The sequence below is a fragment of the Williamwhitmania taraxaci genome (assembly GCF_900096565.1).
Taxonomy (GTDB): Bacteria; Bacteroidota; Bacteroidia; order Bacteroidales; family Williamwhitmaniaceae; genus Williamwhitmania; species Williamwhitmania taraxaci.
This window is the reverse complement of the sequence record NZ_FMYP01000038.1, coordinates 1-26199: the sequence shown is the minus strand read 5'-3', so window position 1 is coordinate 26199 and position 26199 is coordinate 1. Positions and strand designations below refer to the sequence as shown.

At 45.4% G+C, this 26199-nt stretch carries 25 protein-coding genes; 12 read left to right on the top strand and 13 right to left on the bottom strand.

The window, feature by feature from the left end; genetic code table 11:
- A complete protein-coding gene (locus BLS65_RS10755) occupies positions 1-3009 on the bottom strand; it encodes a SusC/RagA family TonB-linked outer membrane protein (protein ID WP_092438829.1) in 3009 nt (1002 codons plus the stop codon).
- A 553-nt stretch (positions 3010-3562) separates the two neighbouring features.
- On the opposite strand from BLS65_RS10755, the gene BLS65_RS10750 reads away from it, so the two are divergent.
- The 6 genes from BLS65_RS10750 to BLS65_RS10725 all read left to right on the top strand — a co-directional run bounded on the left by BLS65_RS10750 (position 3563) and on the right by BLS65_RS10725 (position 8376).
- Positions 3563-4267: an NUDIX hydrolase gene (locus BLS65_RS10750; RefSeq protein ID WP_092438827.1), complete on the top strand. Its 705-nt coding sequence runs from the start codon at positions 3563-3565 to the stop codon at positions 4265-4267.
- Between the two features lie 18 nt (positions 4268-4285).
- Positions 4286-5065: a cysteine hydrolase family protein gene (locus BLS65_RS10745; protein WP_212590536.1), complete on the top strand. Its 780-nt coding sequence runs from the start codon at positions 4286-4288 to the stop codon at positions 5063-5065.
- 11 nt (positions 5066-5076) lie between these two features.
- Complete coding sequence (gene pncB, locus BLS65_RS10740) at positions 5077-6234, top strand: nicotinate phosphoribosyltransferase (protein WP_092438823.1); 1158 nt, start codon at positions 5077-5079, stop codon at positions 6232-6234.
- Positions 6235-6236: 2 nt separating this feature from the next.
- The gene (gene nadE / locus BLS65_RS10735) at positions 6237-7055 is read left to right on the top strand and encodes an NAD(+) synthase (protein ID WP_092438821.1); all 819 of its coding nucleotides are present in this window, start codon (positions 6237-6239) and stop codon (positions 7053-7055) included.
- A gap of 324 nt (positions 7056-7379) precedes the next feature.
- Complete coding sequence (locus tag BLS65_RS10730) at positions 7380-7904, top strand: hypothetical protein (RefSeq protein ID WP_092438818.1); 525 nt, start codon at positions 7380-7382, stop codon at positions 7902-7904.
- A 160-nt stretch (positions 7905-8064) separates the two neighbouring features.
- Positions 8065-8376, top strand: coding sequence for a hypothetical protein (locus BLS65_RS10725; protein ID WP_125869844.1), 312 nt, complete (start codon positions 8065-8067; stop codon positions 8374-8376).
- On the opposite strand, the gene BLS65_RS10720 is transcribed toward BLS65_RS10725, so the two are convergent.
- The 10 genes from BLS65_RS10720 to BLS65_RS10675 form a co-directional block, all read right to left on the bottom strand.
- A complete protein-coding gene (locus tag BLS65_RS10720; protein ID WP_092438813.1) occupies positions 8354-9286 on the bottom strand; it encodes a HipA domain-containing protein in 933 nt (310 codons plus the stop codon). The genes BLS65_RS10725 and BLS65_RS10720 overlap by 23 nt on opposite strands.
- Positions 9283-9597: a HipA N-terminal domain-containing protein gene (locus BLS65_RS10715; protein WP_092438811.1), complete on the bottom strand. Its 315-nt coding sequence runs from the start codon at positions 9595-9597 to the stop codon at positions 9283-9285. The genes BLS65_RS10720 and BLS65_RS10715 overlap by 4 nt, the downstream gene beginning before the upstream one ends.
- Complete coding sequence (locus BLS65_RS10710) at positions 9584-9820, bottom strand: helix-turn-helix domain-containing protein (protein WP_092438841.1); 237 nt, start codon at positions 9818-9820, stop codon at positions 9584-9586. Before BLS65_RS10710 ends, BLS65_RS10715 begins: the two co-directional genes overlap by 14 nt.
- Positions 9821-10072: 252 nt before the next feature.
- Positions 10073-10822 (bottom strand): NADH-quinone oxidoreductase subunit B family protein, encoded by a 750-nt coding sequence (locus BLS65_RS10705; protein WP_092438809.1) that lies wholly within the window; start codon positions 10820-10822, stop codon positions 10073-10075.
- Positions 10823-10836: 14 nt separating this feature from the next.
- On the bottom strand, positions 10837-12336 hold the full coding sequence (locus BLS65_RS10700) for a hydrogenase large subunit (RefSeq protein WP_092438807.1): 1500 nt from the start codon (positions 12334-12336) through the stop codon (positions 10837-10839).
- Position 12337: 1 nt separating this feature from the next.
- Positions 12338-13765 (bottom strand): complex I subunit 5 family protein, encoded by a 1428-nt coding sequence (locus BLS65_RS10695; protein WP_092438805.1) that lies wholly within the window; start codon positions 13763-13765, stop codon positions 12338-12340.
- Positions 13766-13784: 19 nt separating this feature from the next.
- Positions 13785-14417 carry a hypothetical protein gene (locus tag BLS65_RS10690; RefSeq protein WP_125869843.1) on the bottom strand — a complete coding sequence of 211 codons (633 nt, stop codon included), beginning with the start codon at positions 14415-14417 and terminating at the stop codon, positions 13785-13787.
- A gap of 19 nt (positions 14418-14436) precedes the next feature.
- Positions 14437-15342, bottom strand: a complete 906-nt coding sequence (locus BLS65_RS10685) for a respiratory chain complex I subunit 1 family protein (protein WP_092438801.1) — start codon at positions 15340-15342, stop codon at positions 14437-14439.
- 1 nt (position 15343) lies between these two features.
- Positions 15344-17374, bottom strand: a complete 2031-nt coding sequence (locus tag BLS65_RS10680; RefSeq protein WP_092438799.1) for a proton-conducting transporter transmembrane domain-containing protein — start codon at positions 17372-17374, stop codon at positions 15344-15346.
- A complete protein-coding gene (locus tag BLS65_RS10675; protein ID WP_092438797.1) occupies positions 17371-19377 on the bottom strand; it encodes a proton-conducting transporter transmembrane domain-containing protein in 2007 nt (668 codons plus the stop codon). The genes BLS65_RS10680 and BLS65_RS10675 overlap by 4 nt, the downstream gene beginning before the upstream one ends.
- 363 nt (positions 19378-19740) lie before the next feature.
- Between BLS65_RS10675 and BLS65_RS10665 the strand changes: the two genes are divergently transcribed.
- The 3 genes from BLS65_RS10665 (at position 19741) to BLS65_RS18000 (ending at position 21551) form a co-directional block, all read left to right on the top strand.
- A complete protein-coding gene (locus tag BLS65_RS10665) occupies positions 19741-20256 on the top strand; it encodes a hypothetical protein (RefSeq protein ID WP_092438793.1) in 516 nt (171 codons plus the stop codon).
- A 484-nt stretch (positions 20257-20740) separates the two neighbouring features.
- Complete coding sequence (locus BLS65_RS10660) at positions 20741-21232, top strand: hypothetical protein (RefSeq protein ID WP_092438791.1); 492 nt, start codon at positions 20741-20743, stop codon at positions 21230-21232.
- A gap of 58 nt (positions 21233-21290) precedes the next feature.
- A complete protein-coding gene (locus BLS65_RS18000; RefSeq protein WP_125869841.1) occupies positions 21291-21551 on the top strand; it encodes a hypothetical protein in 261 nt (86 codons plus the stop codon).
- Positions 21552-21687: 136 nt separating this feature from the next.
- Here the strand turns inward: BLS65_RS18000 and BLS65_RS10655 are convergent, their stop codons facing one another.
- Entirely contained in the window at positions 21688-22812 is a 1125-nt protein-coding gene (locus BLS65_RS10655; protein ID WP_092438789.1) for a Fic family protein, read from the bottom strand.
- 619 nt (positions 22813-23431) lie between these two features.
- Between BLS65_RS10655 and BLS65_RS10650 the strand changes: the two genes are divergently transcribed.
- Both BLS65_RS10650 and BLS65_RS10645 read left to right on the top strand, forming a co-directional pair.
- Positions 23432-23728: a helix-turn-helix domain-containing protein gene (locus BLS65_RS10650; protein ID WP_092438787.1), complete on the top strand. Its 297-nt coding sequence runs from the start codon at positions 23432-23434 to the stop codon at positions 23726-23728.
- Position 23729: 1 nt separating this feature from the next.
- Complete coding sequence (locus BLS65_RS10645) at positions 23730-24980, top strand: type II toxin-antitoxin system HipA family toxin (RefSeq protein ID WP_092438785.1); 1251 nt, start codon at positions 23730-23732, stop codon at positions 24978-24980.
- On the opposite strand, the gene BLS65_RS18270 is transcribed toward BLS65_RS10645, so the two are convergent.
- Positions 24963-25109, bottom strand: coding sequence for a hypothetical protein (locus BLS65_RS18270; RefSeq protein ID WP_170830083.1), 147 nt, complete (start codon positions 25107-25109; stop codon positions 24963-24965). The genes BLS65_RS10645 and BLS65_RS18270 overlap by 18 nt on opposite strands.
- A 227-nt stretch (positions 25110-25336) precedes the next feature.
- Here BLS65_RS18270 and BLS65_RS10640 point away from each other — a divergent pair.
- The coding region (locus BLS65_RS10640) for a hypothetical protein (protein ID WP_092438783.1) at positions 25337-26199 on the top strand (863 nt) is incomplete at its 3' end.

Genomic DNA, 26199 nt, shown 5'->3' with positions numbered 1-26199 from the left:
TTAGAAGGATGCGTTGATTCCAAAGGTGTAAATAGACGATAGCGGATAGGTGGACTCGTCGATACCTGTTGAGGTTGGCCTACCTCCAATTTCTGGGGTAAAGCCGTTATAGCCAAAAATGGTGAGCGGGTTTTGAGCATTTAGGTATACCCGAGCACTCTTGAAGGCTACTTTCTTGGCTATCTTTTCGGAAATAGTATAGCCAAATTGCAGCGATCTTATTCGAATGTAACTTCCCGATTCCACAAAGAAGGAGTTGGGTTGTATGTTCTTTCTGGTAAGAGCCGCAGAAGGATATACGCTGGAGGAACCTTTTCCATCCCAGTGATTTTGGTAAAAGTCGTAGTCGTAGTTGGCATCAGGGAAAGCGTTCCTGTTGGCGCGCTTAAAGTTAAAAAGTTTGTTCCCGGCCACGCCTTGTATTGCAATTGAGATATCCCAACTTCCGTAGGTAACACCCCCATTTAAACCAAGGGTATACTTAGGAACGGGGCTTCCGAGGTAGGTTCTGTCGTCTCCATTGATAATATCGTCCCCATTGGTGTTTGCAAACTTTAAGTCGCCGGGAATGGCGTCGGGTTGAAGAATAGTGCCATTAGCGCTCTTGTAATCATCAATATCGGCATTTGATTGGAATACTCCGACAACATCATAGCCGTAGAACGATCCAATTGGCTTACCTTTTATAGTTCTGGTAATGAAAGATCCATTCAGCAACTGCGGGCCATAAAGTACTCCTGCCTGATTATTGATCTCCAATACCTCGTTGTGAATGGTGGCGAAGTTCGCGCTAACGTTGTATTTTATCTTACCATCTTCGGTTTGGTCGGTCCATCCCAGCACCAACTCTAAACCGTTATTTTGTATTTTACCGTTGTTGCCAAGTAGGTTATCGGTTCCCGTAATGCCTGGAACTGGTGCGTTAAATACGGCATCGTTGGTAACTCTAGTGTAGTAATCCACCTCTAGGTTCATTCTACTATGGAAGGCATAAACTTCAAAGCCGGCATCGTATTCCTCAATAACTTCCCACTTTAGGGGCGATTTAATTACGGTAGAGAAGGTAAGTCCGGGTATGTAGTTGTTTCCACCGAAAATCCCTCCATCCACAGGTCCGCCATAGGTAACGCTTGAATTTGCAGGAACATTACTGTTCCCTAATTTACCCCAACTGGCCCTGATCTTTAGAAAGTTGATATATGTGTTGTCTTTCAAAAAATTCTCATTGCTAAGTATCCATCCTAGTCCAACTGAGGGGAAATAACCCCATTGGTTGTTGGCATATTTTGAAGAGCCATCGGCACGAAAAGTTCCAGTAATGAGATATTTGGAATTGAAACTATATCCAACCCGTGTAAAGAAGGAGGCTACTCTGCTTTTGTTTCCACCATCAGATGCTCGTTGAGTTCCATCATCACCCAATGTGAGGAAAAGGGTGGCGTCGGAGAGGTAGGGCACGTTGTAGCGCGTTCCGGAGAGGTAGGTATCGTAAAACTCTTGGATGGAGCTGCCCACCATAAACTTAAAATCGCTTTTCCCTACTGTTTTCGAATAATCGAGGGTATTATCCCATATAATGTTTTTGCGGAAGTTGTTATTCTTGGCTAGATTGCTCGTCTTGTTCGATTGCAGCCCCGACACGTAGTATGTAGGCGTATAGTTTCGCTGCAGAGAAAAGCCGATGTCGCCGCTGAAGGTGGTTTTAAAGGTTAGGTCGTCGTTGAATTTGAGCGCGAGGTAGGCGTTAGGCAACATGCTATACTCCTCGGTGCGGTCATCGTAGTAGTAAACCGATGCTGCAGGATTTGCAAATGGACCAGAGAAGCCCAACGCTGTTGGGTCTGACCAAGTGCCATCAGGATTTTTTGGCCCAAAGGCAGGCGGAGTTACATATGCTTGAAAAAGTGCATAGTTGTTAGTTGGAATGTTTAGGCTGCGAGAAAATATCAGGCCAAATCCACCGCTTATATGGCTGTTGAAGGTATAATCGTTTTTTGCCCTAAAATTTATCCGGTCGTAGTGGTTATTTTTATTTTTGGTTTCGATAAGTCCGTCTTGGTAGAAATGGCTGATACCAAATGAGTATAGATTCTTCTCACCACCTCCGCTTACGTTAAATTCCACATTGGAAATAAATGGGTTTCGAAGTAACGCCTTATACCATTGGGTAGAAACGGGGAAGTTTGTCGGATCGAAGGTGTTGCCTGCACCAGTAAGGCCTGAGCGCTGGTTCAGCAACTCGATGTATTGCGTGGTGTTGGCCATCTTAACTAAGTTGGTTGCGCGCTGCACGCCAGCGTAGGCGGAAAAGTTGAACTGAGGCTCGCCTATCTTCCCTTTTTTCGTTGTGATAAGCACAACACCGTTGGCCGCTTGAACGCCATAAATTGCCCCTGCCGATGCGTCCTTCAATACGGAGAGAGACTCAATGTCGTTATTGTTTAGGAAGCTGATGTTGCTTACCACAATACCATCCACAATATAAAGGGGACCCGATCCCGTTGCGAGGGCTGTTCCTACTCCTCTAATCCTGATTTGAGGTGCGCTGCCCGGCTCTCCGCTGTTGGTGACTGTTACCCCTGCCATCTTCCCTTGTAGTGCCTGTGCTGGGTTGGCGGTGGTTTGCCTCGATATTTCCTCCGATTTTATGGTAACGATTGGTGCTGTAAGATCCCTCGACTTGGATGTTCCGTAACCAATAACCACAACCTCGTCGAGTTGTCTGCTGCTTGTTTTAAGAACTATGTCGATGGTGGTTCGATTGCCTGGTATAATTTCCAATCGGTTAAACCCCACCATTGAAAACACTACAGTATCCGTGCTATTGACCGATATGGTGTAAAAGCCATCCAGGTCGGTTGTTGTTCCCTTGAATGTGCTCTTTATATACACGTTAGTTCCGGGCATCGTACTGCCGCTTTCATCTGTAACCCTACCGCTAATAGTTTGCTGGGCAAATATTACCGCAGGGAAGAGAATTGCAAAGCAGATTAGTATTATTCTTTTCATAGCAAGGGGTAGTTTGTGGCTAATCGTATTTCAACGAAAGTTAAGGCGACTAAGCATCGATTTCCACAAACGTTTGCACTATTTACCTTCTCAGGTTGAATATATTCGGGTTTGGCGGTACATCATAACCTCTACCGTGTTCTTTAAACGTCATACAGTGATGATATTAACTAATACAAAGTAGAACAGCAATGCTGAAAATTAGTGGTATAAACAGCAGCGTTCCCATTACAAATCTGGGGTTAATAGGACCAATTATTATCAAAAAGATGGGGGAGGAAGGAGTTTCGATTGTTCAGCCGATGGATTTAATGCAAAAGAAACGGGGGTATTACACGCCAAAAAGGGCGAGCAAACTCTGGCCACCTTTCGGTGACTATCTATGGCTGCAAATGAGCCACCACGCAAGTAAGTCGATTTACCTTTCTACTAAGTGCAGCTACCGCCACAGGTTACCCCCCACCCAATTTACTTCTTTGCGTAAAAAATACGCAACAATACTTTGCTATGTGAATAATTGTTTCTTTCTTTGCGTAGAGTCAACACAAAGATTATGGAGGCAATTAAAGGTGCATATACCTACGACTATCCAAGACCAGCAGTAACCACCGATTGTGTAATATTTGGTTTCGATGCAGGGGAACTCAAAGTTCTTCTGATTGAACGCGCCATTGAACCATACAAGGGACGATGGGCTATGCCAGGCGGTTTCTTGAACATGGACGAAAACGCCGATGATTGCGCTCGCCGCGAGCTGCAAGAGGAGACCGGAATTGAGAATGTTTTCATAGAGCAATTATACACCTTTAGCGAAGTGGACCGCGATCCTCGCGGCAGGGTAATTACCGTTGCCTACTTTGCGCTAATTAAGCTATCGGATTATAAGGTTACGGCTGGCGATGACGCCGGGAAGGCTGAGTGGTTCCCAATATCTAAGGTTCCCGCACTTGCCTTCGACCACGACCATATGCTTCGCGTAGCACGCACCAGGCTTAAGGGAAAAATACGCTACCAGCCAATCGGGTTTGAACTTCTTCCCGAAAAGTTTACCATGCCCGAGTTGCAAAACCTATACGAGGCCATACTTGAGGTGAAACTAGATAGGCGCAACTTCCGCAAGAAGATTATGGGCACAGGTGTAATTGTGGATCACGACGAATCCGTTACCGGTGTTCCACATAAGGGAGCCAAATACTACAGCTTCGATAAGGCAAAATACCAAGAGTTGACCGAGCGCGGTTTCAACTTCGAAATATAAACCAAAAACCTCTCGATTATGAAGACAGCACTTTTCATTATCGACATGCAGAACGATTTCTGCAAGCCGACCGGCTCGCTCTACATTCCCGGTGCCGAGCACGATGTAGCAAGGCTTTCGACGTTTATTGATACCAATAGCGGGCTGCTCAACGCCATTATTCTAACACAGGACAACCATCAGGTAATGGATATTGCCCATCCCGGTTTCTGGCGTAATGGGAAGGGCGAGTTTCCTGCACCGTTTACCGGAATAACTTATGCTGATATTGTTTCGGGAGTTTGGATTCCTCGCTTCGAAAAAGAGTTGGTTTTACAGTATCTAAATGCGCTCGATGTGCAGGGCGAATTTCCCCATACCATTTGGCCCGAGCATTGCCTGATGGGAAGTGAAGGCGCTGCCATCGTTCCCGAAATTATGAATGCGGTAAATCAATGGGCCAGCCAAGGTCGCTTTTACCAGCTTGTGGTGAAGGGAACCAACCCATTTACCGAGCACTTTGGAGCCTTACGATCCAACGTACCCATTGATGGTGCACCGGAAACTCAGCTCAATGTTGAACTGGTGATGAAGCTGAAAACCTTTGATAGGATTCTCGTTGCTGGAGAGGCAAAAAGCCACTGCGTTGCCAATACCATTAAGCAGCTGTTTGCCTATCCCGACTTAATGAAGCGGCTGGTAATCCTCAACGATTGCATGTCCAACGTACCCGGCTTTGAGCAAATAGCCGACCCAATTTACCAACGAGCACTTGCAATGGGTGCTGTTATTACCAATTCTACCAACATAAACCTTTAAAACCTTGGGTTATGATAATTAGAGACCTGCTCGATAACGACCTCTACAAGTTCACCACCATGAACGCCGTTCAAAAGAAGTTTCCCAACGCTGAGGTTCTCTACCGCTTTGTGAATAGGGGAAAGACTCCATTCCCAAAAGGATTTGCTGAGGCACTGCGCAAAGAGGTAGACACCTTGAGTAGCCTAAGTCTTACTGCCGAGGCGGAGGAGTATATGCGTAAGAAGTGCTACTTCTTTGAACCGGTATTTATCGACCTACTTAAAGGCTACCGCTTCAATCCGGCTGAGGTAACCATCACACAGGAGGGCACCGGCCTTGAGGTTGAGATCCGCGGGTTGTGGTATCGCACCGTACTGTGGGAGGTGCCAATAATGGCCATAATCTCGGAACTTTACTTTAAAATGACAGGGCAGAAGACCGACGATTACAAACCGCGCATTGTTGCAAAGGCACAGGAGTTTGTGAACATGGGAGCCGAGGTTTCTGAGTTTGGCACCCGTCGCCGCTTCTCCTTCGAAGTGCAGGATAATATGGTAGGATTGCTCAAGGCGCATATGGGCAAAAATCTGCTTGGAACCAGCAATGTTTACCTTGCCATGAAGCACGATCTTACGCCCCTAGGAACCCATCCCCACGAGTGGTTTATGTATCACGGCGCCCATTACGGTTACCGCATGGCCAACGCGATGGCCCTCGAGAGTTGGGTAGATGTTTACCAAGGGAATTTAGGCATTGCGCTCACCGACACTTACACTTCGGACAATTTCTTACAGAGTTTTTCCACCAAGTATTCCAAACTCTTCGATGGGGTAAGGTGGGACAGCGGTAATGCACTAGAGTTTACCGACAAGGTGATTGACCACTACGTTAAGAACCGCATCGACCCAAAGACCAAAACCATTGTTTTCAGCGATGGTCTCGATATGGAGAAGGTGAAGGAGATTAAGGCCTACGTGAATGGACGAATTCATGAAGCCTACGGAATTGGGACATACCTCTCCAACGATGTTGGGGTGAAGCCACTGAATATGGTTATAAAACTTTTTGCTGCAAAACCCGCAGGTTGGAGTAGTTTTGTGCCCACGGTAAAGCTCTCCGATGTTGAGGGAAAGCATACCGGTATTCCCGAGGAGATTGAAATGTGCTTACGAACAATAAATCAATAGCTATGGAGCAGTTAAACTACAAGCAAGTTGCTGAAAATATCCGAAAGGAGCTGTCGACCTATATTCAGCGGTATGGCCTTAAATCATTAGTAATAGGCGAATCGGGTGGAATCGATTCCGCCATTTGCACCGCCTTGGCAGCACCTGTTTGCCGCCAGCTAGGCGTGGCGCTTATTGGCCGCAGCATTACCATCGAAACTAACAAGCAGGAGGAGATCGACCGTGGCGCTGCCATTGGCGAGGCATTCTGCACCGACTTTAAGGCCATTGACCTTACCGAGCAGTATTTCGCTGTGCGCGCTGCATGCGAGTATGAGCAGCCCATTGGCACCGACCTTACTACCAAGTTGCGCATGGGTAATATTAAGGCGCGGATGCGGATGGTTCACCTCTACGACTTAGCCCAAAAGCACGGTGGAATGGTGCTCTCCACCGACAATTACACAGAATTCCTTTTAGGGTTCTGGACCCTTCACGGCGATGTGGGCGACTACGGAATGATTCAAACCCTTTGGAAAACCGAGGTATACGGCCTCTCACAATACCTTGTGGATGGCGAACTGACAAACCCGAGGGAGAAGGCTGCATTGCATAGTTGTATCGATGCCGTGCCCACCGATGGTCTGGGCATTACCAACAGCGACCTTGACCAGCTAGGTGCCGCCACCTACGCCGAGGTGGACCAGCTGCTCATAGCTTACCTCGCCAATCCAAATCAAGTTGATAAGAGCAACCCAGTAATTCAGCGCCATATTCGCTCTGCCTACAAGCGCAGCAATCCGTTGAATTTGGGTAGGGATGTGTTGGTGAATACGCATTGATCGAGCGGACGTTTCGTCCGTTTGCTGAGCAAGGCTGCAAATGAAACCAACATAGGCGTATTGTAGAAAGGTGTAATAACCGCAGTTTAGTCCAGTATTCGAAGCGGCAGCATATGCATTATGCAGGTGGTTTTACTATATTTACGCTGTGTGAGGTTGATGGGAGCGGACGAAACGTATGCTCTTTTAGGGAAAATTGTGTAATACGAATTACAAATAGACCAACTGACTTTGCTTGTGGGATATATTCGACACCTAACCTTCAGCATTGATAAATGCAACCTTTATTTGTTTTCTTGATCAGAAATTCTTAAAATCTAAACAATGAAAAACATAACACTTCTATCTTTATTTCTATTGTTCTTGCTTAAGGTTTCGTATGCACAAGACGTAGACAATAAAGACTTAGACCTTTATCTGAAGGCGTTTCGTTATGTGAATGCCCAGCCGAATGTTGTTGTAAAAGGAGGATTGTTTGTCTCTGACACTATCGTTTATATTGATAATGTTAACTTTTTTAAAGAGATAGGACAGATAGAGAGAATAGATATAAGTGAAAACCAACTGATCACTAAAATAGACAGTCTTGATAAATTAAGAGATTTCAAAGGATTTTATTCTACAAAAATCCATAAAACCTTTAACAATACTTTTAATGGGGGATACACTCTTTTCTTTTCAAAGGTATTCGACAAAACGCTAATCATTGAAATTATTCCGAGTATTGGTTGTGAGTGTAAAAGTTACAGTGATCTAACTGCATATAAAGAAACTACACAATACTTGTTTCGTTTCGATTGTTCAAATGAGATTAAAGATGTGTTTATTAAAGTAATAGCATATGACTAATCTGTGATTCACATTTTGATTATCAGAGGAAAATGTACATTGCTCGAGCGGACGTTTCGTCCGTTTGCTGCGCATGGCTGCCAATGAACCCAACACAGGCGTATTGCAGAAAGGTGTAATAACCGCAGTTTAGTCAAGCACACCAACTGGCAGCATGGGCATGCTGCCCATCTGGAAAGCGAGCCACAGACTTTACACTAACTTTTATATTCCGAACTCCGACGTTGAGGCTTTTTGCTCCGGCTTTGATGTTCCGAACTCTGGCGTCGAGGCTTTTTACTCCGGCTTTGAAGTTCCGAACTCCGACGTCGAAGCTTTTAACTCCGGCTTTGAAGTTCCGAACTCCGACGTTGAGGCTTTTTACTCCGGCTTTGAAGTTCTGAACTCCGGCGTCGAGGCTTTTTACTCCGGCTTTGAAGTTCCGAACTCCGGCGTCGAGGCTTTTTACTCTATTCCAGGCCTAACGTCTTGATTCGCTTCTGTAAAAGTGTTCGATATCTTTCCTTCATTTCCGAGGAGAGGAAACTTGCGTCAATTAGGTTGAACCATGCAGGAAAGGCTTGCATTATTGTAGTCAACGTCGTTTCAACCGTTTTGTCGGTCAGCCCGCAGCGCTCTTTACCGAAGTAGCCGATAAGAACATCTGCGTTCAGGTTGCTCTTTTTGCCTTTGAGGCTTAATGCAATCTCTTCGATGTCACCTTTTAGAACAATGGTTGAGTTCAACAGATCGTAGGCTGGTGCCAGCTCCACCTTACCATCCCTTACAATTACCGAATAGTTTTTGAGGTGCATGTCTTCGTTGCCAATAAGGTAGTTGAAGATTACGCGCTTAAAAAGTTTTGCTTTCTCAATGGCAGGGAAGGTGCAATAGTTGTCCAGCAGGGTTACCAACTTCTCCATGGAATACCCATACTTGGTATCGCGGCTCATGCCGGCCAGCTGGGCAAAATCTTCCACTGCAAGCTTATCTTTCTGGCCCTTTCTGTCGAAACGTTTGATGAAGTATGTAAGCGAGCTATCATTGGCATACACCAAGCCATGTAGGGGAGTGTCTATTCCAACGATGGCGGCCAGATGCATGGTGAGGTCTTCGTTTTGAGGAAGTTCTGGAAATATATGGTGTTGAGGTTTGAGGATATACCGTCCGTTTTTATCGGTAATTTCGAACTGTCCCGCTTTAATGTTTAGTATTGCGCTGAGTTTGGGCTGAACGCCTTGAATGGACATTTTTGTTGCCCTCATCATGGCTTCGGTTCGTAGTCCTTCGGCTGAAAAATCGAGCATCGCAAGGTCCTTTAATATAGGCGAGAGGAGTTTTAGTCCTTTCTCGCTGTATAGGCGATTGCCGCAAAGTTGGTAGGTAATTGGGCAACGGTTCATGCCAATACCTCCTTTACGGTTACGTTGCCAACCAAGTCGTCGCCTACGGCAATAAGCTGAGAGAATAGGTCGTTGCGATCTACCTTGCCAATTTTCAGAAGACCTTCCAGCTGGTATCCCTCCGGTAGCAGGCCATCAAAAAATGGAGGGAACGAATCGAATGCATACGTTTTCTGAACCAGCGGTAAGGTAAGCGAAATGGGAGCACCCGAATAGCCTTCGGCGTATTCAATGCGGTATTTCTTACCGAGTTCCAACTCGGTAAGCGTTCCGGCCTCTTTGCCGTTCACGAATAGGTTAGCCTTTCTCATTGTATGACTGCTGGTCCATAAGCGGGCTGGTAAGCATTACTTTGATGTTGAGCACCTGTAGTATTTTACGCAGGGTGTCGAGTTGAATGGTTTCCTTCCCTTTTTCGAGGTCGAAAACCACTGTTTTCCCAACGCCTGCCATCTCAGAAAGTTTCAACTGGCTTAGGCCAGCAGCCTTTCGGTGCATTTTTATTGCGTTTGCCAATGTTTGAGGTTCGAGCATGCCTGTATTGTTATAGCGGTAAATATAGGCTATTTGATATAGCAAAGCAAATCTAACACGCTAAAAATACTGCCATAGCGGCATAATGATGTGTTTTGCTACGAATTGTATGCAGAGTAAAGGTGTTTTACTGCTTTGGCGGTAATAAATTGGAATGAGTTCAGTTTGCTGTAATAGGCATTTACCGCAGGTTTCAGCCGTGGATAATCATATTTAATCTCTAGCCTTTGCAAAACCTAGACAGGTTTCCAATTACCGCTTCCGCGTCAAATCGAGCAGGCCGTTTATAATCGTTAGCGGATGGGCAGGATTTCCCGGAATGTATAGGTCGACGGGATACCTGTCGAGAAAGCTGCGATCCAAGGCCTCGCTGCCGGCAAAAGCACCACCGCTGATGGCATCGGTGCCCACCAGCACAATAATCTTAGGGTCGGGAATTGCATCGTAGCAAATCTGAACTGCCTCGGCCATATTTTTGCTGATAGGGCCAGTAATCACAATGCCATCGGCGTGGCGTGGCGAGGCTACAAACTCGATACCAAATCGGCCCATGTCGAACTGAACGTTGTTGGATGCATTCAACTCCCACTCGCAGCTGCCATCTCCTCCGGCACTTACCTGGCGGAGCTTAAGCGAGCTGCCAAACAGACGGTGGATCTCCTTCCGAACGGTTGAGGGATTAACTTCTACCGGATTTTCGTCACCTTCCTTAATAATCAATCGTTCGCGCTCGTTGGAGGATATCTTATAGTCGGTGGTAAATGTAATTTTGGAAGGAAACGCCATGGCGCATTCCCCGCAGAAGTTGCATTTACCCAAATCGAGAGTAACCGGATTGGCCGTAATCGCATTCATAGGGCACATCTCCACCAGTTCGGTTTCATTAACCTTTTCGAGGCTAATTACCGGCCTACCCCTGAATATTCCGGGAACCTTTGCAGTGGTCACATCGGGAATAAACTGTTTCCCCTGATGGTATAGGATTTTTATATTATTGAGCATAGCGGGTCGTGTTTTTAAAGGTCGTGTCCACAATAGGAGAGGTTAAAACTCTTATTGCAAACGGGGAAATCGGAAATCTCGTTGTTCCTAACCGAAAGGGCAAGGGCAAGCCAGTTGTGAAACGATGGATCCTTGATTTTGTAGAGCAACAAATCGCCCTTGCTATCGGTAATGGCGCAGTGGCAAATTTCACCTCTCCATCCTTCTACCAGCGATAGGGTAAACGAATTGGGCTTTGGTGAATCCAGCAGTGCCTGTTGTGGGTTTGGTTCCGGGATATTTTGAATCAGCGTTCGAATATAGCTTATCGATTGCCCAACCTCCTCTTTCTTTATTTGCACACGAGAGTACACATCGCCGTGATGCTTGATGATGGGCTGGTGCTGAAGTTCGGGGTAGAGGCTAAACGGATGGGAAGACCTAATATCGCGGTTTAGACCGCTCATGCGGGCCGCCATACCTACGGTTCCAATGGAGAGAACATCTTCGTAGGAAACTCGTCCGGTGCGCTCAAATCGTGATATTGCACTGGGGAGCTTAAACATCTCCTCGTTCATCTCATTGAAGTCGGGCTCGAAGGCGCTGAACATGTCTCTAAGCCTATGTTCCAGAGCTGGAGTAAACGGAAATTTATTACGTCCTGGGCGAACGAATCCTTTTGCCAATCGGTTGCCGCCCCACTCCTGCATAAAGTTGATAATGGGTGTGCGCAGTCTCCCAAATACCGAACTGCCCAGTTGGTAGGCAATATCGGTGCAAACACCGCTTAAATCGCCGGCATGGATGGCAATACGTTCCATCTCGAGGGCAATGGTGCGGGCGTATTCAATATCCCGAGTTGGGGTGAATCCGCACAAGCTTTCCCAAACGTGTGCGAAAGCGGTGGTGTGGCCAACTACTGTGTCGCCGGCAATGCTCTCGGCTAAGATTGTGCGCTGAAGCAATGTTTTCTTCTCGAGAAAAAGTTTCTCTATGCCCCGATGTTGGTATCCCAACTGTATTTCGAGATGCAGGATTTGTTCGCCGTTACAGATAAACCGGAAGTGGCCCGGCTCAATTATCCCGGCATGGATTGGGCCTACGCCAACTTCATGCAGCTCCTCGCTATCGATGGCAAAGAAGGGGTAGGTGGCAATGGTCTTACTCTTATCGTGTCGATTATTGGCATAGCGAACAGGCTTTAACCAAGGATGGCCAATAAATTTAATCCCAAAGTTCTCGTGAATCTCGCGCTCAAATCTTTCGAACCCCAACCATTTGGAGGTAAACGAGGGCAGCTCCTTCGAAGGATCAACCAAGCACGAGGATACCTGTATTTGGTGGGTAGTGTCATCGGCAACGCAGCAGATCAACTTCACCTTTTCGGCAATGGTATAGCCAAAGTAGTTAACGCAGTGGCACTCCGGATGGCCGACAATCAGCCCAGTGTTTACGCTAAAAAAAGTATCGTAATCGGTTTCGGGAATATCCGAAACGGCAATCGTCTGATTGTTTTTTAGGGCGATGGGTTTCATATTACTGGGGTAAAAACATTAGACTTTCCTTGATAAGGTGAACGAATGCTAGAGGTGGGTTTAAACCGAGGTAAACAGAGCCTAGCAGCAAAACTATTTGAGAGGTCGATTCCCATGGGTTGATAGTGGGGATTTCTCTTTCGTCGATTCCAACAGGAGGAATAAAGAGCATTTTAAAGATGTTCTTTCCAAATGCCCATATAATCATGGTGAGCAGTAATAAAATCGCAATTAGGAGAAGCAGCTGGTGGGCCTCAAACATGGAGCGGAAGATGAGAAATTCGCTCACAAATAGACCCGATGGTGGCATTGCGGTAGCGCTAATAAAGCAGAAAAGTAGCACGATGGCTCCCGTGGGGTTGTACTTAAAGTAGTTGCCAACACTGTATATGCTTTTGCTTTGAAACACCCTATAAATCTGGTTGTACTGAAAGAAAAGGCTCGATTTTACCAGCGCATGCAGCACAATGTGTAAAATAGCCGCATAGTAACCAATGCCACCCATGGCAATACCCAGCATTACTAACCCCATGTGCTCAATGCTGGAGTAGGCAAACATTCGCTTGATATTCTTTACTTTTATCATGTAAACCGTTGCCACAAATACCGATAAAAAAGCGGCAATGCCGATTACTAGATTGGCCCAATGGTGCAAGGGCGTATTGGCCACCACCACATAGATGCGGAAGATCCCAACAAATCCCAAGTTCATGAGAACGCTCGAAAGTAGTGCCGCTGCTGGGCCAGGGGCTTTATCCTTGGCATCGACACCAGCGGTAAACATTGGAACTAAGCCTAGCTTTGCCGTAAATCCAGTGAATATGAATAGGAACGCCAGCTGCAACCAAAATGGGTTGAGCTTATCGCTATGGGCTATGAGGTATTTAAACGAAAGGTCGTCGGAGGCTGCTTTCCCAAGTGAAAGGCTTAGAAACAGTATTCCAATAAAGATAAAGGTAATGCTGATGGCACAGATAAACACATACTTCCACGTGCCCTCTAGCGCCAGCTTATTACGGTGGTGATATATCAGGGCAGAGGCGCAAAGCGTGGTAACCTCGGTAAAGATCCAGGTCACCGCAATATGGTTGGAGAGGTAGCCTGCCCCAATGGCCATGATCAGCCCAACGATGGCCGCAAAATACACCCCTCGCGATTGCGGCGTTTCGTCGTGCCGTTCAATGTAAAGCCAGCTGTGAATTACTGCTGGAACGGCTATAATACTTAGGGTAATGAGTAGTATTAAGCCCAGCGAATCGAAGGTGAAATAGTCCAGGTCGGTCTCCTGGTAGTGGAAACAGGCATAGATGGTAATCCCCCACTGCAGGACCAGAAAGGCACCCATCAGCGCATAGTTAACAACTTTACTCCTGTTTACAATTAGGGCAATGCCAATGAGTAAGGCCCCTATGAGGTAAGGTAATATCATGAAACTTTAAATTAGCAGGTTAATAATCCTTCAACTCACTGAGTTCGTTTACGTCTACCGTTTTAAATACGTCCCCAATTTTATTCAGGAAGATGCCTAGAATAAGAACGCTGGCGAAGATATCGAGCATGATACCTAAATTCACCAGCATGGGCATTTCATTTCCTACAGCCAGCGAGAGCACAAAAACACCATTTTCGATGATGAGGTATCCCATTACGTGGGTAATGATTTTGCGACGGGAGGCAATAAAATACAATCCGGTGAATAGGGTCGATAGCGCTACCACAAAGAATATCTTATCGAGATTTGGGTCTTGGATGGCACTGGAAAGGAGTATGGTTACCACCACAATCAGGGTCACAATTATGAGTGAGACGAAGTTTGGTAGAAAGGGCTCTGCCTCTCTGGTAATGCTGTTGCGCTTGAGGAGGTGAGTCAAAAACAGCGGCACCGCTATGGTTTTAAATCCGATAGTTTCCAGAAGAATTAGGGACAAGTTAAGCGTGTCGATCTCTTTCAACTGGAAAAATACCACCACAAACAGCAAGACACCCTGAAATGCCAACACCTTTATGTAGGTGAGCATTCTATTGGCAATTGCCATATAGAACAGGGTCATCAGAAACGTTATGAGTAATACATTTATCATTTCTTTATGCTTTATGAGATTAAATGAACTTGCCTAAGATCAACAATACACTAAAGAATATGAGTAGCGATACGGAGGTAAGCGCTACAATAAACTGGGCGTTGTGACTCATTCGGAAACGCGCCATAAACGATTCTACGATACCCATCCCTACTGCCACTAGAAATTGGATGGCAAAGAATAGTGGTATGGCATATTCATACGAAATGGAACCAATAAACAGATTTGCGATTAGGGCGCCATATAGGGCAAATTTCAGGTAACCGGCTGTAAGTATGAGCCCAAGATCGAAGCCGCTATTGTCCAGAATCATTACCTCATGCACCATGGTTAGCTCCAGGTGCGTTTTAGGGTCGTCGATGGGCATGCGGCTATTCTCAATCATAGCAACCATGGTCAACACGAATGTGGCTAGCCCTGCCAGCGCGTAGGTGGTGTAGGAACCAAGGTGTAAATCGGCGAATATCTCCTGAAACGAGGTATGCCCCGTGAGTAGGGCAAGCGAGCCCATGAGGATAAAAAAGGCAGGCTCGGCAAACATGGAGTAGAGCGCCTCTCTGCTGGCCCCCATCCCCTCGAAGCTGCTGCCAGTATCCATGGCCGCAATTATGCTCATGAACTTGCCCAGCGCCAGCACGTAGGCAAAGAAGATGAAATCGCCATTGAAACTGATGATGCCCTTCGATTGGCCCAAAGGCACCACCATCATGGCCATTACTACCGACGAAAAGTAAATGGTTGGCGCTATCTGAAAGACAAAACTCGTGGTTTTGCTGTAAACCGCTCCTTTCTTAAAGAGCCGGATTACATCCTTTATCGGCTGTAGAATACCGGGTCCTTTTCGCCCCGAGGCAATGCTCTTGGTCCGAATGATGATTCCGGTAAAGAAAATTCCAGCCAGTATGATTAATACAAAACTCAGCATGTTATAGTTGCTTTAAAATATCAATAAATGAGGCAATTTTATCGTAAAAAATGGGGATGCAGATAACGGAAACAATGAATACTATTCCATAGATAATGTAAAGTTGGAGCTTCCCATTCTGAACAAAGAGGAACCGCCCCAAGAAAGATTTTAAAGCCTTGATGGGAACGTCCACAACCCACTTTTCAATCTTGTCGTAGGTGTGCGTTTCGTAGCGCCCTTCGGTTGGAAAGATGCCATTGACCTCCTTCTCGTTCTTAAAGGTTAGTAGCACCAGCTTAAATAGCTTGGAGTATGAACGAACAAAGGAACTTGCGGTATACTGAAGCGATACCGGTGGAGCAACATAGGCACATCCCCACGTATCGGCGGTGGTGTCCACAACCCTTTTCTGCAGCACAAATTTTCGGATTGAGTATATGGCCGCCACCAGCAGGACAAAGCCCCACGAAGCGTAGGTGATGGGAGCCAGTGCGGAAAATTCGATTCCCGTAAATGGGTTGAATGTCACCAGCTCATTCCCTGTCAGTAGGTTTACGGGTTTAATCAGCATACTCAGGAAGAGTTGTGGGTATAAACCGATGAATACAATCATAAACGCTACCAGGTAGAGTGGCAAAAGTTGAAGGAATGGTGGCTCCTTAACCTCATGCTGAAACGCATGCCGCGGGTTACCCAAAAATACCACGCCAAAGGCTTTGGTAAAGCATAGCAGGGCCAGTCCGCCAATCATTACCAAGGCCATTACCGAAATGGTAATAGTGATAAGCGAAACCAGCATTGCGCTCTGAAGCCAGTGGTATAAACCGCTGTATATGATAAACTCCGAAATAAATCCGTTGAAGGGTGGAATGCCCGAAATGGCAATAGCCGCAATCAGGAAGAGGATGGCCGTTTGTGGCATTTTCTTTATCAGTCCGCCCAAATGCTCTACGTTGAGGGTATGGGTGGCTTGGTATACAATTCCGGCCGTGTAGAATAGTAGCGACTTAAACAGGGCGTGGTTCAGGGTGTGCAGCAGCGCACCGGCAAATCCAAGCGCGGCCAGCACCTGATTTCCATCGCCCAAACCGATACAGCCAATTCCAATTCCGAGCCCAATTATTCCAATGTTTTCAATGCTGTGGTAGGCCAGCAACCGCTTAAGGTTATGCTGTATAATTGCTAGCATCACACCATACATCCCAGAGATTACCGAAAATACAATAATCACGTGGCCAATGGCCGTGTAGTCGGCCTTAATTAGCAGGATCATCCGTAGGATACCGTAGATACCAATCTTAATCATCACCCCCGACATTACCCCCGAAATGTGTGCCGGTGCTGCCGGGTGGGCGTAGGGTAGCCAAGTGTGAAAGGGCACAAAGCCCGCCTTTATGGCAAATCCAAAAAAGAAGAAGAGAAATAGGGCCAACGAGTCGGCTCCGTTATGGTTGGCCGTATAGGTGGCAATGGCCGCAAAGTCGTAGCTGCCGGTTTTAGATGCCACCCACATAAAGCCAAGCATAAGAAACAGCAGGGAGACGTGCGAGTGGATAAGGTAGTTTATTCCAGCTTTAATGGTAGCTACCTTCTCGTGCTCAAAAATCACCGAAATAAAAGCAGAAAGAGCCATAATTTCCCACGCCACGAGAAATGCGATGGAGTTTTGAATAACACTGAGTGCTATGAGCGCGGCATGCAGCAGAATAAAGCCAATCCCGTGTAATGTTAGGTTGGTTTTTTGCTCCCGGTAGCTATTCATATAGAAGAGCCCATAAAAACCGCCAGTAACAAATACAAAGTTAATGATTAGGACGAACCAACCCGACAGGGCATCGATGCGCAAAGCAATGGGACCGGTAACCCAGCTTCCCGCAAAGATAAATTCAGCGGGACTACCGATAAGGGCATTCAGTGCAAGGAACCCCGAAAGTGCAGCATTCACGAGAATCGCCAAGAAGAATACTATGCCCTTCGCCTTTACTGGTAAAAACGGAGTGGTGAATAGTATCAAGATGGTTATCAGCAGGAATGCCAAAACTAGGTTCATCGAATAATATTTAGCACCGTTAGAATGAATATGGCCATTACAAAAACAATTCCGTAAAGCACGTAGGTTTGGGTTCGTCCATTCTGGATGAACCGAAAGTAGTTAGCCGTATATACCAGCCGATTCGTTATGAGGCTGATGAAACGACTTTCAAAAAAATCGTGGTAGTAGGAGGCATACTTGCGCGGTGTCGGGAAAATCTCCCCTGGTTCCAATTCCGTAAACTTTTTCCGCTCTAGCAGCAGGAAGTTGAAGGTCTTGCCCAACGGTTTCGAAAATGACTTTCCGGAGTATTGCATACGCGTGTTTGGTGCTGTATAGGCGCAACCCCACGTGGCATCCACGCGCTGTGGCTTGCTTTTGCTTACAATCCATCGAATAGACAAGAACAGTCCAATGAGTGCAACAAAGCCAGCAAAGTAGAGACCTATCTGCGCAATGGTGGTGGAGTAGGAGTTGAATTCGATAAGGTCGAAACCTACAGCGGTTCTGTTGAACCCGGAGAGTATGCGTCCAACCACTCCAAGGTAGAGTTGAGGGATAAACGCTACGCTCAGCATAACCGCAATAATTACATACTGGGGGATTAGCATGAGGGACGAAACCTCACGTGGTTCCTGATGCAAATGTTGACGTGGACTTCCCAGAAATATGGTTCCAAACGTTTTGGTAAAGGTTAGTATCGATAGTCCCCCAATAATGCTCAGCCCGGCAAAGGTGAGCACAAACAGGCTTATCAGGCTGAGGCTGCCGGAGCCGAGGCCGTCGATCAGCCCGTTATAGATTAAAAACTCCGATACAAATCCGTTGAACGGAGGGATGCCTCCAATGGCAATTGCCCCAACTAGAAAGGTTACTGCCGTTTTGGGCATCACCTTTATAAGCCCGCCCAGCTTATCCATGTCGCGGGTGTGGGTTTGCTGGTAAACCGAGCCGGCCGAATAGAATAGCAGCGATTTAAACAGCGAGTGGTTGAGCACATGCAGCAGCGCGCCCCCAAAGCCTAAAAAATAGAGTATTTGCATGTTACTGCCGAGGCCAATAAGCCCAATACCGATACCAATGCCAATAATGCCTATGTTTTCGATGGTGCAGTAGGCGAGCATTCGCTTAAAATCGCGGTGAACGGCAGCGTTGAGGATCCCATACAAGCCGGTCAGTACCGAGATGGTAATTACGATTTCCCCCAACAAAAGGTAATCGGTGCTTAGGTAGGAGATAACACGAAAAATACCGTAGATCCCCAGCTTCACGATTACCCCTGACATTACCCCCGAAACGTGCGACGGTGCTGCAGGGTGCGCGTGGGGCAACCAGCTGTGTAGGGGAATAAAGCCAGCCTTAAGGCCGAAGCCAATAAAGAAAATTACAAACAGCCATATATTGCTATTGTTTCCAAAGAAGATATGAAACGCATTAAAATCGAGCGACCCCGTTTGAAAATACACCCAGATAAAGCCAATGGTGAGAAACACCACGCTGATGTGCATCTGCACGAGGTAATTCATCCCGGCCTTAAGGGTCTTTGGATTATGATGGTCGAAAATCACTAGCATCATCGACGATAGCGACATTACTTCCCACGCAATGAGGAATGCAAAAGCGTTCTGGAGCATACATACCCACACCATGGAGAGGTGGAACAGCCCAAAGAGTATCCAGTGCATGGTTAGCTTTGAGGCCGCATTGGAGTAACCCTTTAAATATCCGATACCATAAATTACGCCGGTTATGCAGGTGAAGTTGATGATTAGGATAAACCACGCCGATAGCCCATCGATACGAATGGGGATGGAGCCTAAGAACGATCCTGCGTTAATCGAAAAATCAACCACATCGCCCTGAAGCGCCGCTATTGCCAGCCAGCTTGTTGCCAGGGCGTTTATTGCGACTAAAATTGCTGCTACGTAACCTTTATTCTTCGATGGGGCAATAAATATGGCAACAAATGCAATTAGCGTTACCACCCACGACAAATTCAATACAAGTCCAAATCCAACCATATCCGTTATAACAGAATTTTATGGCAAAGTAACGGAAATATTGGGAACCCTGACGAAAAAGTTGGGGTTTTATCGAAAGGCGCTTTCTCGGTAAGTTTGCAGCATGGCATACAACCCACTCGTTTGTAATTCGTTTGAGGGTATTTGATGAACACGATTCCTGCTACCGCTGGACCGGCCGTCCGTGCAATCGTTCCGGGTGCTATACAAGGATGCGCAGTTGCTACCCGCGTGCTAGTTTTTTGCTACATTTACATCTGCCAAGGCTTGCAGGGCACGGACAGGAAAAATGTCCGTGCGATCTGGGTGTTAATGAGGCAAAGCATATTGATGATTTAATCAAAAACATAGGGGAGGCTACGTATGAAATTCAAGTTTCTGAATGATCCTGTTCAGACCCATGCTGGTAAAATGTTGGTCGGAGCAATAGTTTGTATATTTCTAGGTACTAAAGGAATTGTTCAGACACCTCCGTTGGAAAAGTTGGAATATTACAAGGGGCGTTTGGAGTGGATAAAAGATGGATATGTGCAATTTAAAGATACAACTAGAGGAAACTATGGTGTTACAATTAAACTTAATAGTAATGAAATTATTTTTGGCACATGGGTTGCAAAACATATAATCGCAATTAAAAAAGTTGCAAAAAAAAATGCAAACATTGAGATTTGGTTGGGAAACACATATGGTGAGATTGAACAGATAAAGGTTAATGATGACGTTATTGTTGAATACGATCAATTATCAGAAATGCATATTGATATAGGATTTCTTGTTGTTGGTCTTTTTCTATTGGCAATAATGGTTTATGCAATAATAAAGCATCCTGAGGTTATCTCTTCTAGAATCGCAGAAAAAAAAGGAATTGAGTTGGACTGATTCACCTGCTGGCGCGGATTTAACACACCCCGCTATCGCGGACATGCTGTCCGTGAACTACGAACCGTTGCCAGTGCAGCCAGCACAGGCGCTAACCCCGCTAGCCCGGACAACTAGCACTGCTCGAGCGGACGTCTTTCGTCCGTTCGCTGCAAAAGGTGGTCAGTGCAGCAAAACAGGCACTTTGCAGTAAGGTAGCATAACCGCAGCCTAGCCAAGAGCAAAAAGCGGTGGCATGGGCATGTTGCGCATACGGTAAGCTTGCCAAGCGAGGCGGCTTAAGGCTTTTGGTAGCTGGAGGGCACGTCCTGAATATATGCCGTGCGCTGGGGTTGCGCAGCTGCTACCACGATGCAGGTTTTTTGTTATATTTACACTTGCATTGGCGTGCTGGGCACTGACGGGAAAAATGTAATGCTCTTCTCACTGCTATCCGATAAGTTGTATTTGTTATTTGAATTTAGGATAATTAAATAATTGAGTTATGGGTTTCTTTAACAAAACTAGGTATTTTCGGACATTGCTATTCCTATTGCCCATTGGAATGTGTTTTACATATTATGGTGGAAATCATTTGCTTGTGGATGTTAATAAATTTCCACAGGCAAAAGGGGTAATTGAAAAAATTGAAAATAGGGACGTTCAATATAAATTCAAAAATACGGTATATACATCACCCACCACAATAATAACAATGACAAATAATCAAATTGATTATACTACAACGATTAAATCACACATGGAAATTATTGACAAATCATTATCGATAGGAGATATAATTATTATATGGTTACATACAGACAATAGAAAAAATGAAATTGCTCAGATAGAAAAGGGCGATAAAATAATTATTCCATATGAGAAAAGCATCGGTATGGCTTGGGGCTTTTTGCTTGCTGGGTTAATTACAAGTTTTATCGCCATTGGTTACTTGATTAAATATCCAGAGGATATACTCGGGAATAAAAAAAGTTAAATCACCACGCTAGCCCGAACGTATAGCATTGGTTGAGCGGACGGAACGTCCGTTCGCTGTGGATAGATCATCAAAACAGGCGCTTAGCAGTAAGGTAGTATATCCGCAGCCATGCCAAGAAGATAAAGCGGTGGCATGGGCATGCTGCTCATACGGCAAGCAGGCCAAGCGAGGTGGATTAAAGCCGTTGCAGCCGGACAACGCTTCCGTCCTTGCAAGCAATGCAGCTAGTCCGGGCGCGACTACTACGCGGCGGAATACTAGTCGCACTCGGACTTTTCGCTGGCGTATGCTGCTTCAGCCGGACGGAACGTCCTGAATATCTATCGTGCGCTGGGGTTGCGCATCTACCACCAGCGTGCTGGTTTTTTGCTACATTTACATCAGCCAAGGCTTGCAGGGCACGGACAGGAAAAATAGCCTGACCGCCGAAGGAGGTTTCGTGCCAGCTAGGTTTACTTAAAAATATTGAGGTAATCCTCGAATATGTAAACTCTTTTCCGTTGGCCGCCGGTAATCTCCTTCAGAATATTTAACTTTTCGAGTTCTTCAATTAGCTTGTATGCCGAAGGTGCTGAAATTGCTGCAATTTCGCTGACTTTTTCTGCATTTAGCATCGGTCTTTGGTATAGATAGTTCACCACCTTTTGGGCATTGGCAGCTCTGCTCCCAAGGGTTTGTAGCTGAGCGGTAACCTGCTTTTCTAGCTGCAGTATGCTATCGAATGTTTGTATACCCTTTTGAGAAGTCTCGATAACACCTACCAAAAAGAACTTAAACCATTGATCCAGGTTATTCTTCACCCTAACAGTCATTAAATTATCGTAGTACAACCCTCTGTTTCTTTCAAAGAAATCGGACAAATAGAGAATAGGTCTTTTTAAGATTCCTTTATTTACTAGGTAAAGGGTAATTAGTAGCCTTCCGATTCTACCATTTCCATCTAAGAAGGGGTGAATTGTTTCAAATTGGTAGTGTATGAGTGCAATTTTAAGCAGGTCAGGTAGAAATATATTTTCATTATGCGTAAACCGTTCGATATCGCTCATGAGGTCCGGAACGGAGGTGTGTGGAGGTGGAATAAATGTAGCGTCATTAATTGTTACGCCTCCTATCCAATTCTGGCTTGTTCTGAATTCTCCCGGCTGCTTGTTCTTACCTCGAACCCCTTGCATCAGCGTTTTATGGGTTTCCCTTATAAGTAGTGACGAAAAGGGCAAATCCTTCATTACGGCTATCGCTGCATCCATGGCCTGTATGTAGTTTTGAACCTCCTCCCAATCATCTCTTTTGTCAAGAGGCACATCTTCCTTGTCTAAAAGAGCCTCTTCCATGTTTGTCCTTGTCCCTTCTATCCTGCTGCTTTGGGTTGCTTCCTTTATAACGTGCATGCTAATGAAGAGCTCCAAATTTGGAATATACTTAGAGTACATATCCAACCTGCCCAGCTCTCGGTCGGCCTGACTGAGTAAATGGAACACCTCCATGTTTTCTATCTGCCACTGCCTATTGATGCTCGTTGGGACGAAACTTTTGTAGTAGCCTTGACTTATGTAGTTTCCAGATATGTAGTTTTTCATCTCCTTTATTAGGTTTAACAAAGATAGTTCTTATTTAAGAAAAAGGCAAATAACTTAAATTAATGTCGCGGTAATTTAAATTTCTTCGCCCCCGATTGTGCAGACATGCTGTCCGTGAACTACGAACCATTGCCAATGCGCAACACAGTCACTTTGCAGCAAGCTTGCATAACCGCAGCCATGCCTAGAGCACAAAGCGGTGGCATGGGCATGTTGCCCATACGGCAAGCAGGCCAAGCGAGGTGGATTAAAGCCGTTGCCGCTGGACAACGCTTCCGTCCTTGCAAGCAATGCAGCTAGTCCGGGCGCGACTACTACGCGGCGGAATACTAGTCGCACTCGGACTTTTCGCTGGCGTAAGCCGTTGCAACCGGACGAAACATCCTGAATATCTGCCGTGCGCTTATCGTGGCTGCTACCGGCGTTCATGGTTTTTGCTGTTTTTACATCTGCCAAGGCTCGCAGGGCACTGACGGGAAAAATGTAATGCTCTTCTCACTGCTATCCGATAAGTTGTATTTGTAATTTGAATTCGGGCACTGATGTTAATCTTTAGTTATAAGTGTTGACTATTATCATCAATATGTATATATTTGTGGATAATAAACAACATATACCAATGAACACCAAGAAGAAGGTATTGTTCCCAAAGCACCAAAAGATAATGGAACAAGTAGGTGAAAATATCAAACTAGCCCGAAAGCGTAGGAAACTGACTACAATACAGGTAAGCGAACGGGCTGGAATTAATAGATCTACTTTGTACCAAATTGAGAGAGGGAATGGGAGTGTTTCAATGGCTGCTTATTTTAATACTTTCAGAGTATTAGGATTGCAAGATGACTTTTTGAAACTTGCTGCTGACGATAGCTTTGGCAGAAAGCTTCAAGATCTTAGCTTAACCGGAAACAAGTAATATGGCAACTACAAAAACGGATATTTTGGTTTATGCTCATTGGATGGGAATGAAAGAACCCAAGCTAATCGGCATACTTAGTGCTCAACAAGCAAAAGGCAAAAAGGCTTTTAGTTTTGAATATTCGTCTGACTGGATTCATTCATCGGAGCAAATTTTATTAGATCCTGATATTGGATGGTATAAGGGACCGCAATATCCTAACGGGAAAGAGAATTTCGGTGTGTTTTTTGATTCGATGCCCGATACTTGGGGCCGAACTCTAATGAAAAGACGTTCTGCACTAAATGCAAAGGAGGAGGGTAGACCTGCGCCAAATTTATATGATATTGATTTCTTACTTGGTGTGTTTGATGAATGTAGAATGGGTGCATTACGGTTTAAGTTAGAATCTGATGGACCTTTTTTGGATAACAATCACGATTCGTCTATTCCGCCAATGAACCATGTCCGAGAATTGCAACACGCTGCTGAAGTGCTCGAATCGGAGGAAGATAGCAACGCTGTAAAAAAGTGGCTTGCAATACTAATGGCACCAGGCTCTTCCTTAGGTGGCGCAAGGCCAAAAGCGAATTTAGTGGACGAGCACGGTGATTTGTGGATAGCAAAGTTTCCATCCCAAGGTGATACAACGAATAAGGCAGCGTGGGAATTTCTAGCCTATAAGCTGGTTATAAGCGCCGGGATAGAAATGGCAGAATCAAGAATTGAGAAGATCTCAGGCAAGTATCATACTTTCTTTACGAAGCGTTTTTACCGCCTTAATGGGGAGAGAATACATTTTGCCAGTGCAATGACCATGACTGGAAATAATGAAGAAACCATTAAGGAAAAGCCAGCCAGCTATCTCGACATTGCTGAATTCATACAGTTTATGGGCTGTCAAAACAAAAAAGATTTGAATCAGCTATGGCGAAGGATCGTTTTTAGTATAGCTGTATCAAACACCGATGACCACCTACGGAATCATGGCTTTATTTTAACTAAACACGGTTGGATTCTTTCTCCGGCATTTGATATTAATCCCTCAATCGAAAAAGAGGGATTGGCCCTGAATATTGATACCGATAATAATGCGTTGGATTTTGACCTTGCAAAAAGCGTGGGTGAGTATTTTCAGCTTACAGATTCCGCTATGGATACAATAATTAGGGACGTTAAGGCTGCAGTAAGTTGTTGGAAAGAAGTAGCGCAGGAAATTAGTATATCCAGAGCAGAACAAGAGATAATGTCCTCATCCTTTAGGTGTTAATACCTGAGTCCACCCCGAAAAGTGATTATATTTTAATACCGTAATGTAGGCGTTGGCGTAAGTTGCTTCAGCCGGACGAAACATCCTCGCAACCGTGTCGTGCGCTAGGGCCGGCTGGGCAGCTGCCATCGGCGTGCATGGTTTTGGCTATATTTACGCTGTGTGTGGTTGGTGGGAACGGACAGCAAAAATGTCCGCGCGAGCTGGGGGCGTCACTTCCGAACAGATTATTGTAACTGAATAAAAGCATTGATTTTGCTTAGAGTGTTTGACAAAGCGCTGGATTTTGGTGATATAAAAATTGCGCAATAAAAATAAAGTGTTATGTTTACTTGCTAGTGCATTAAACAAATTATATGCGATTGATTATTAGTATCATTTTGCTCGTTGCTGCTCCACGGATCTATGCTAATGATGTAGCAAGTTATTTGCAGGAATATGGTCGAACAGGCGTGTCGAATTATAGCACCGAGCAAGCTATTATTAGAGACAGTGATCTCGAGAATCTGCTTAATAAATTAAGCCCGTTTTATGGCGATACGCTTACCCGAATTCGGCAAAAGGCATACTATTTAACCTACAAAAAGGCTATCCAGAGTAACGAGAATCGAACATTAGCCGTCAACAGGTTGCTCAATGGCGGTGGCGATGCGGATGGGGGCATTGTAGGTCAGAATCTTGGCTATCTTAAAAATTTTAACCTTGATGATTTTGACGCAGAATCGGCGAGGCTCATTAATTTGAAACTATCAAGCACTCGAATACAACACTATAAGGATTTTGTTCTTCTTGCTGGATTTATTGGCACTGGCAAAGATATTTTGTATCAAAAGGTGCTGGATAGGGATGTGCCGGGAAAAACCAAGTGGTATATTTCCTTAGCGCTTGCGCGGATGGGAAATTCCGAACAAATTGCTTACTGCATGGATAAGGTTAGGTCGTTACCGATCAATGACAACCTTCTAGATTATGTCGTTCCTGATTTACTGTACATGCGGCAAAAGGTTGGGGTCGATTTTTGTGTAACCATTTTGAATAGCAACGAAAAGCTCTGCCACTCTTCAAATCCCGATAATTCAGAGAGTATTGTTTGTGGATACAAAATTTTGGAAATACTAGCACCCGTAGTGATTGGTATTCCGGTTGCTGTGGATGCTACCGGATTTGTAAGGGTCGATAATTATGAAGAGTTACTGAATAAAGCGAGACAATGGTTTCT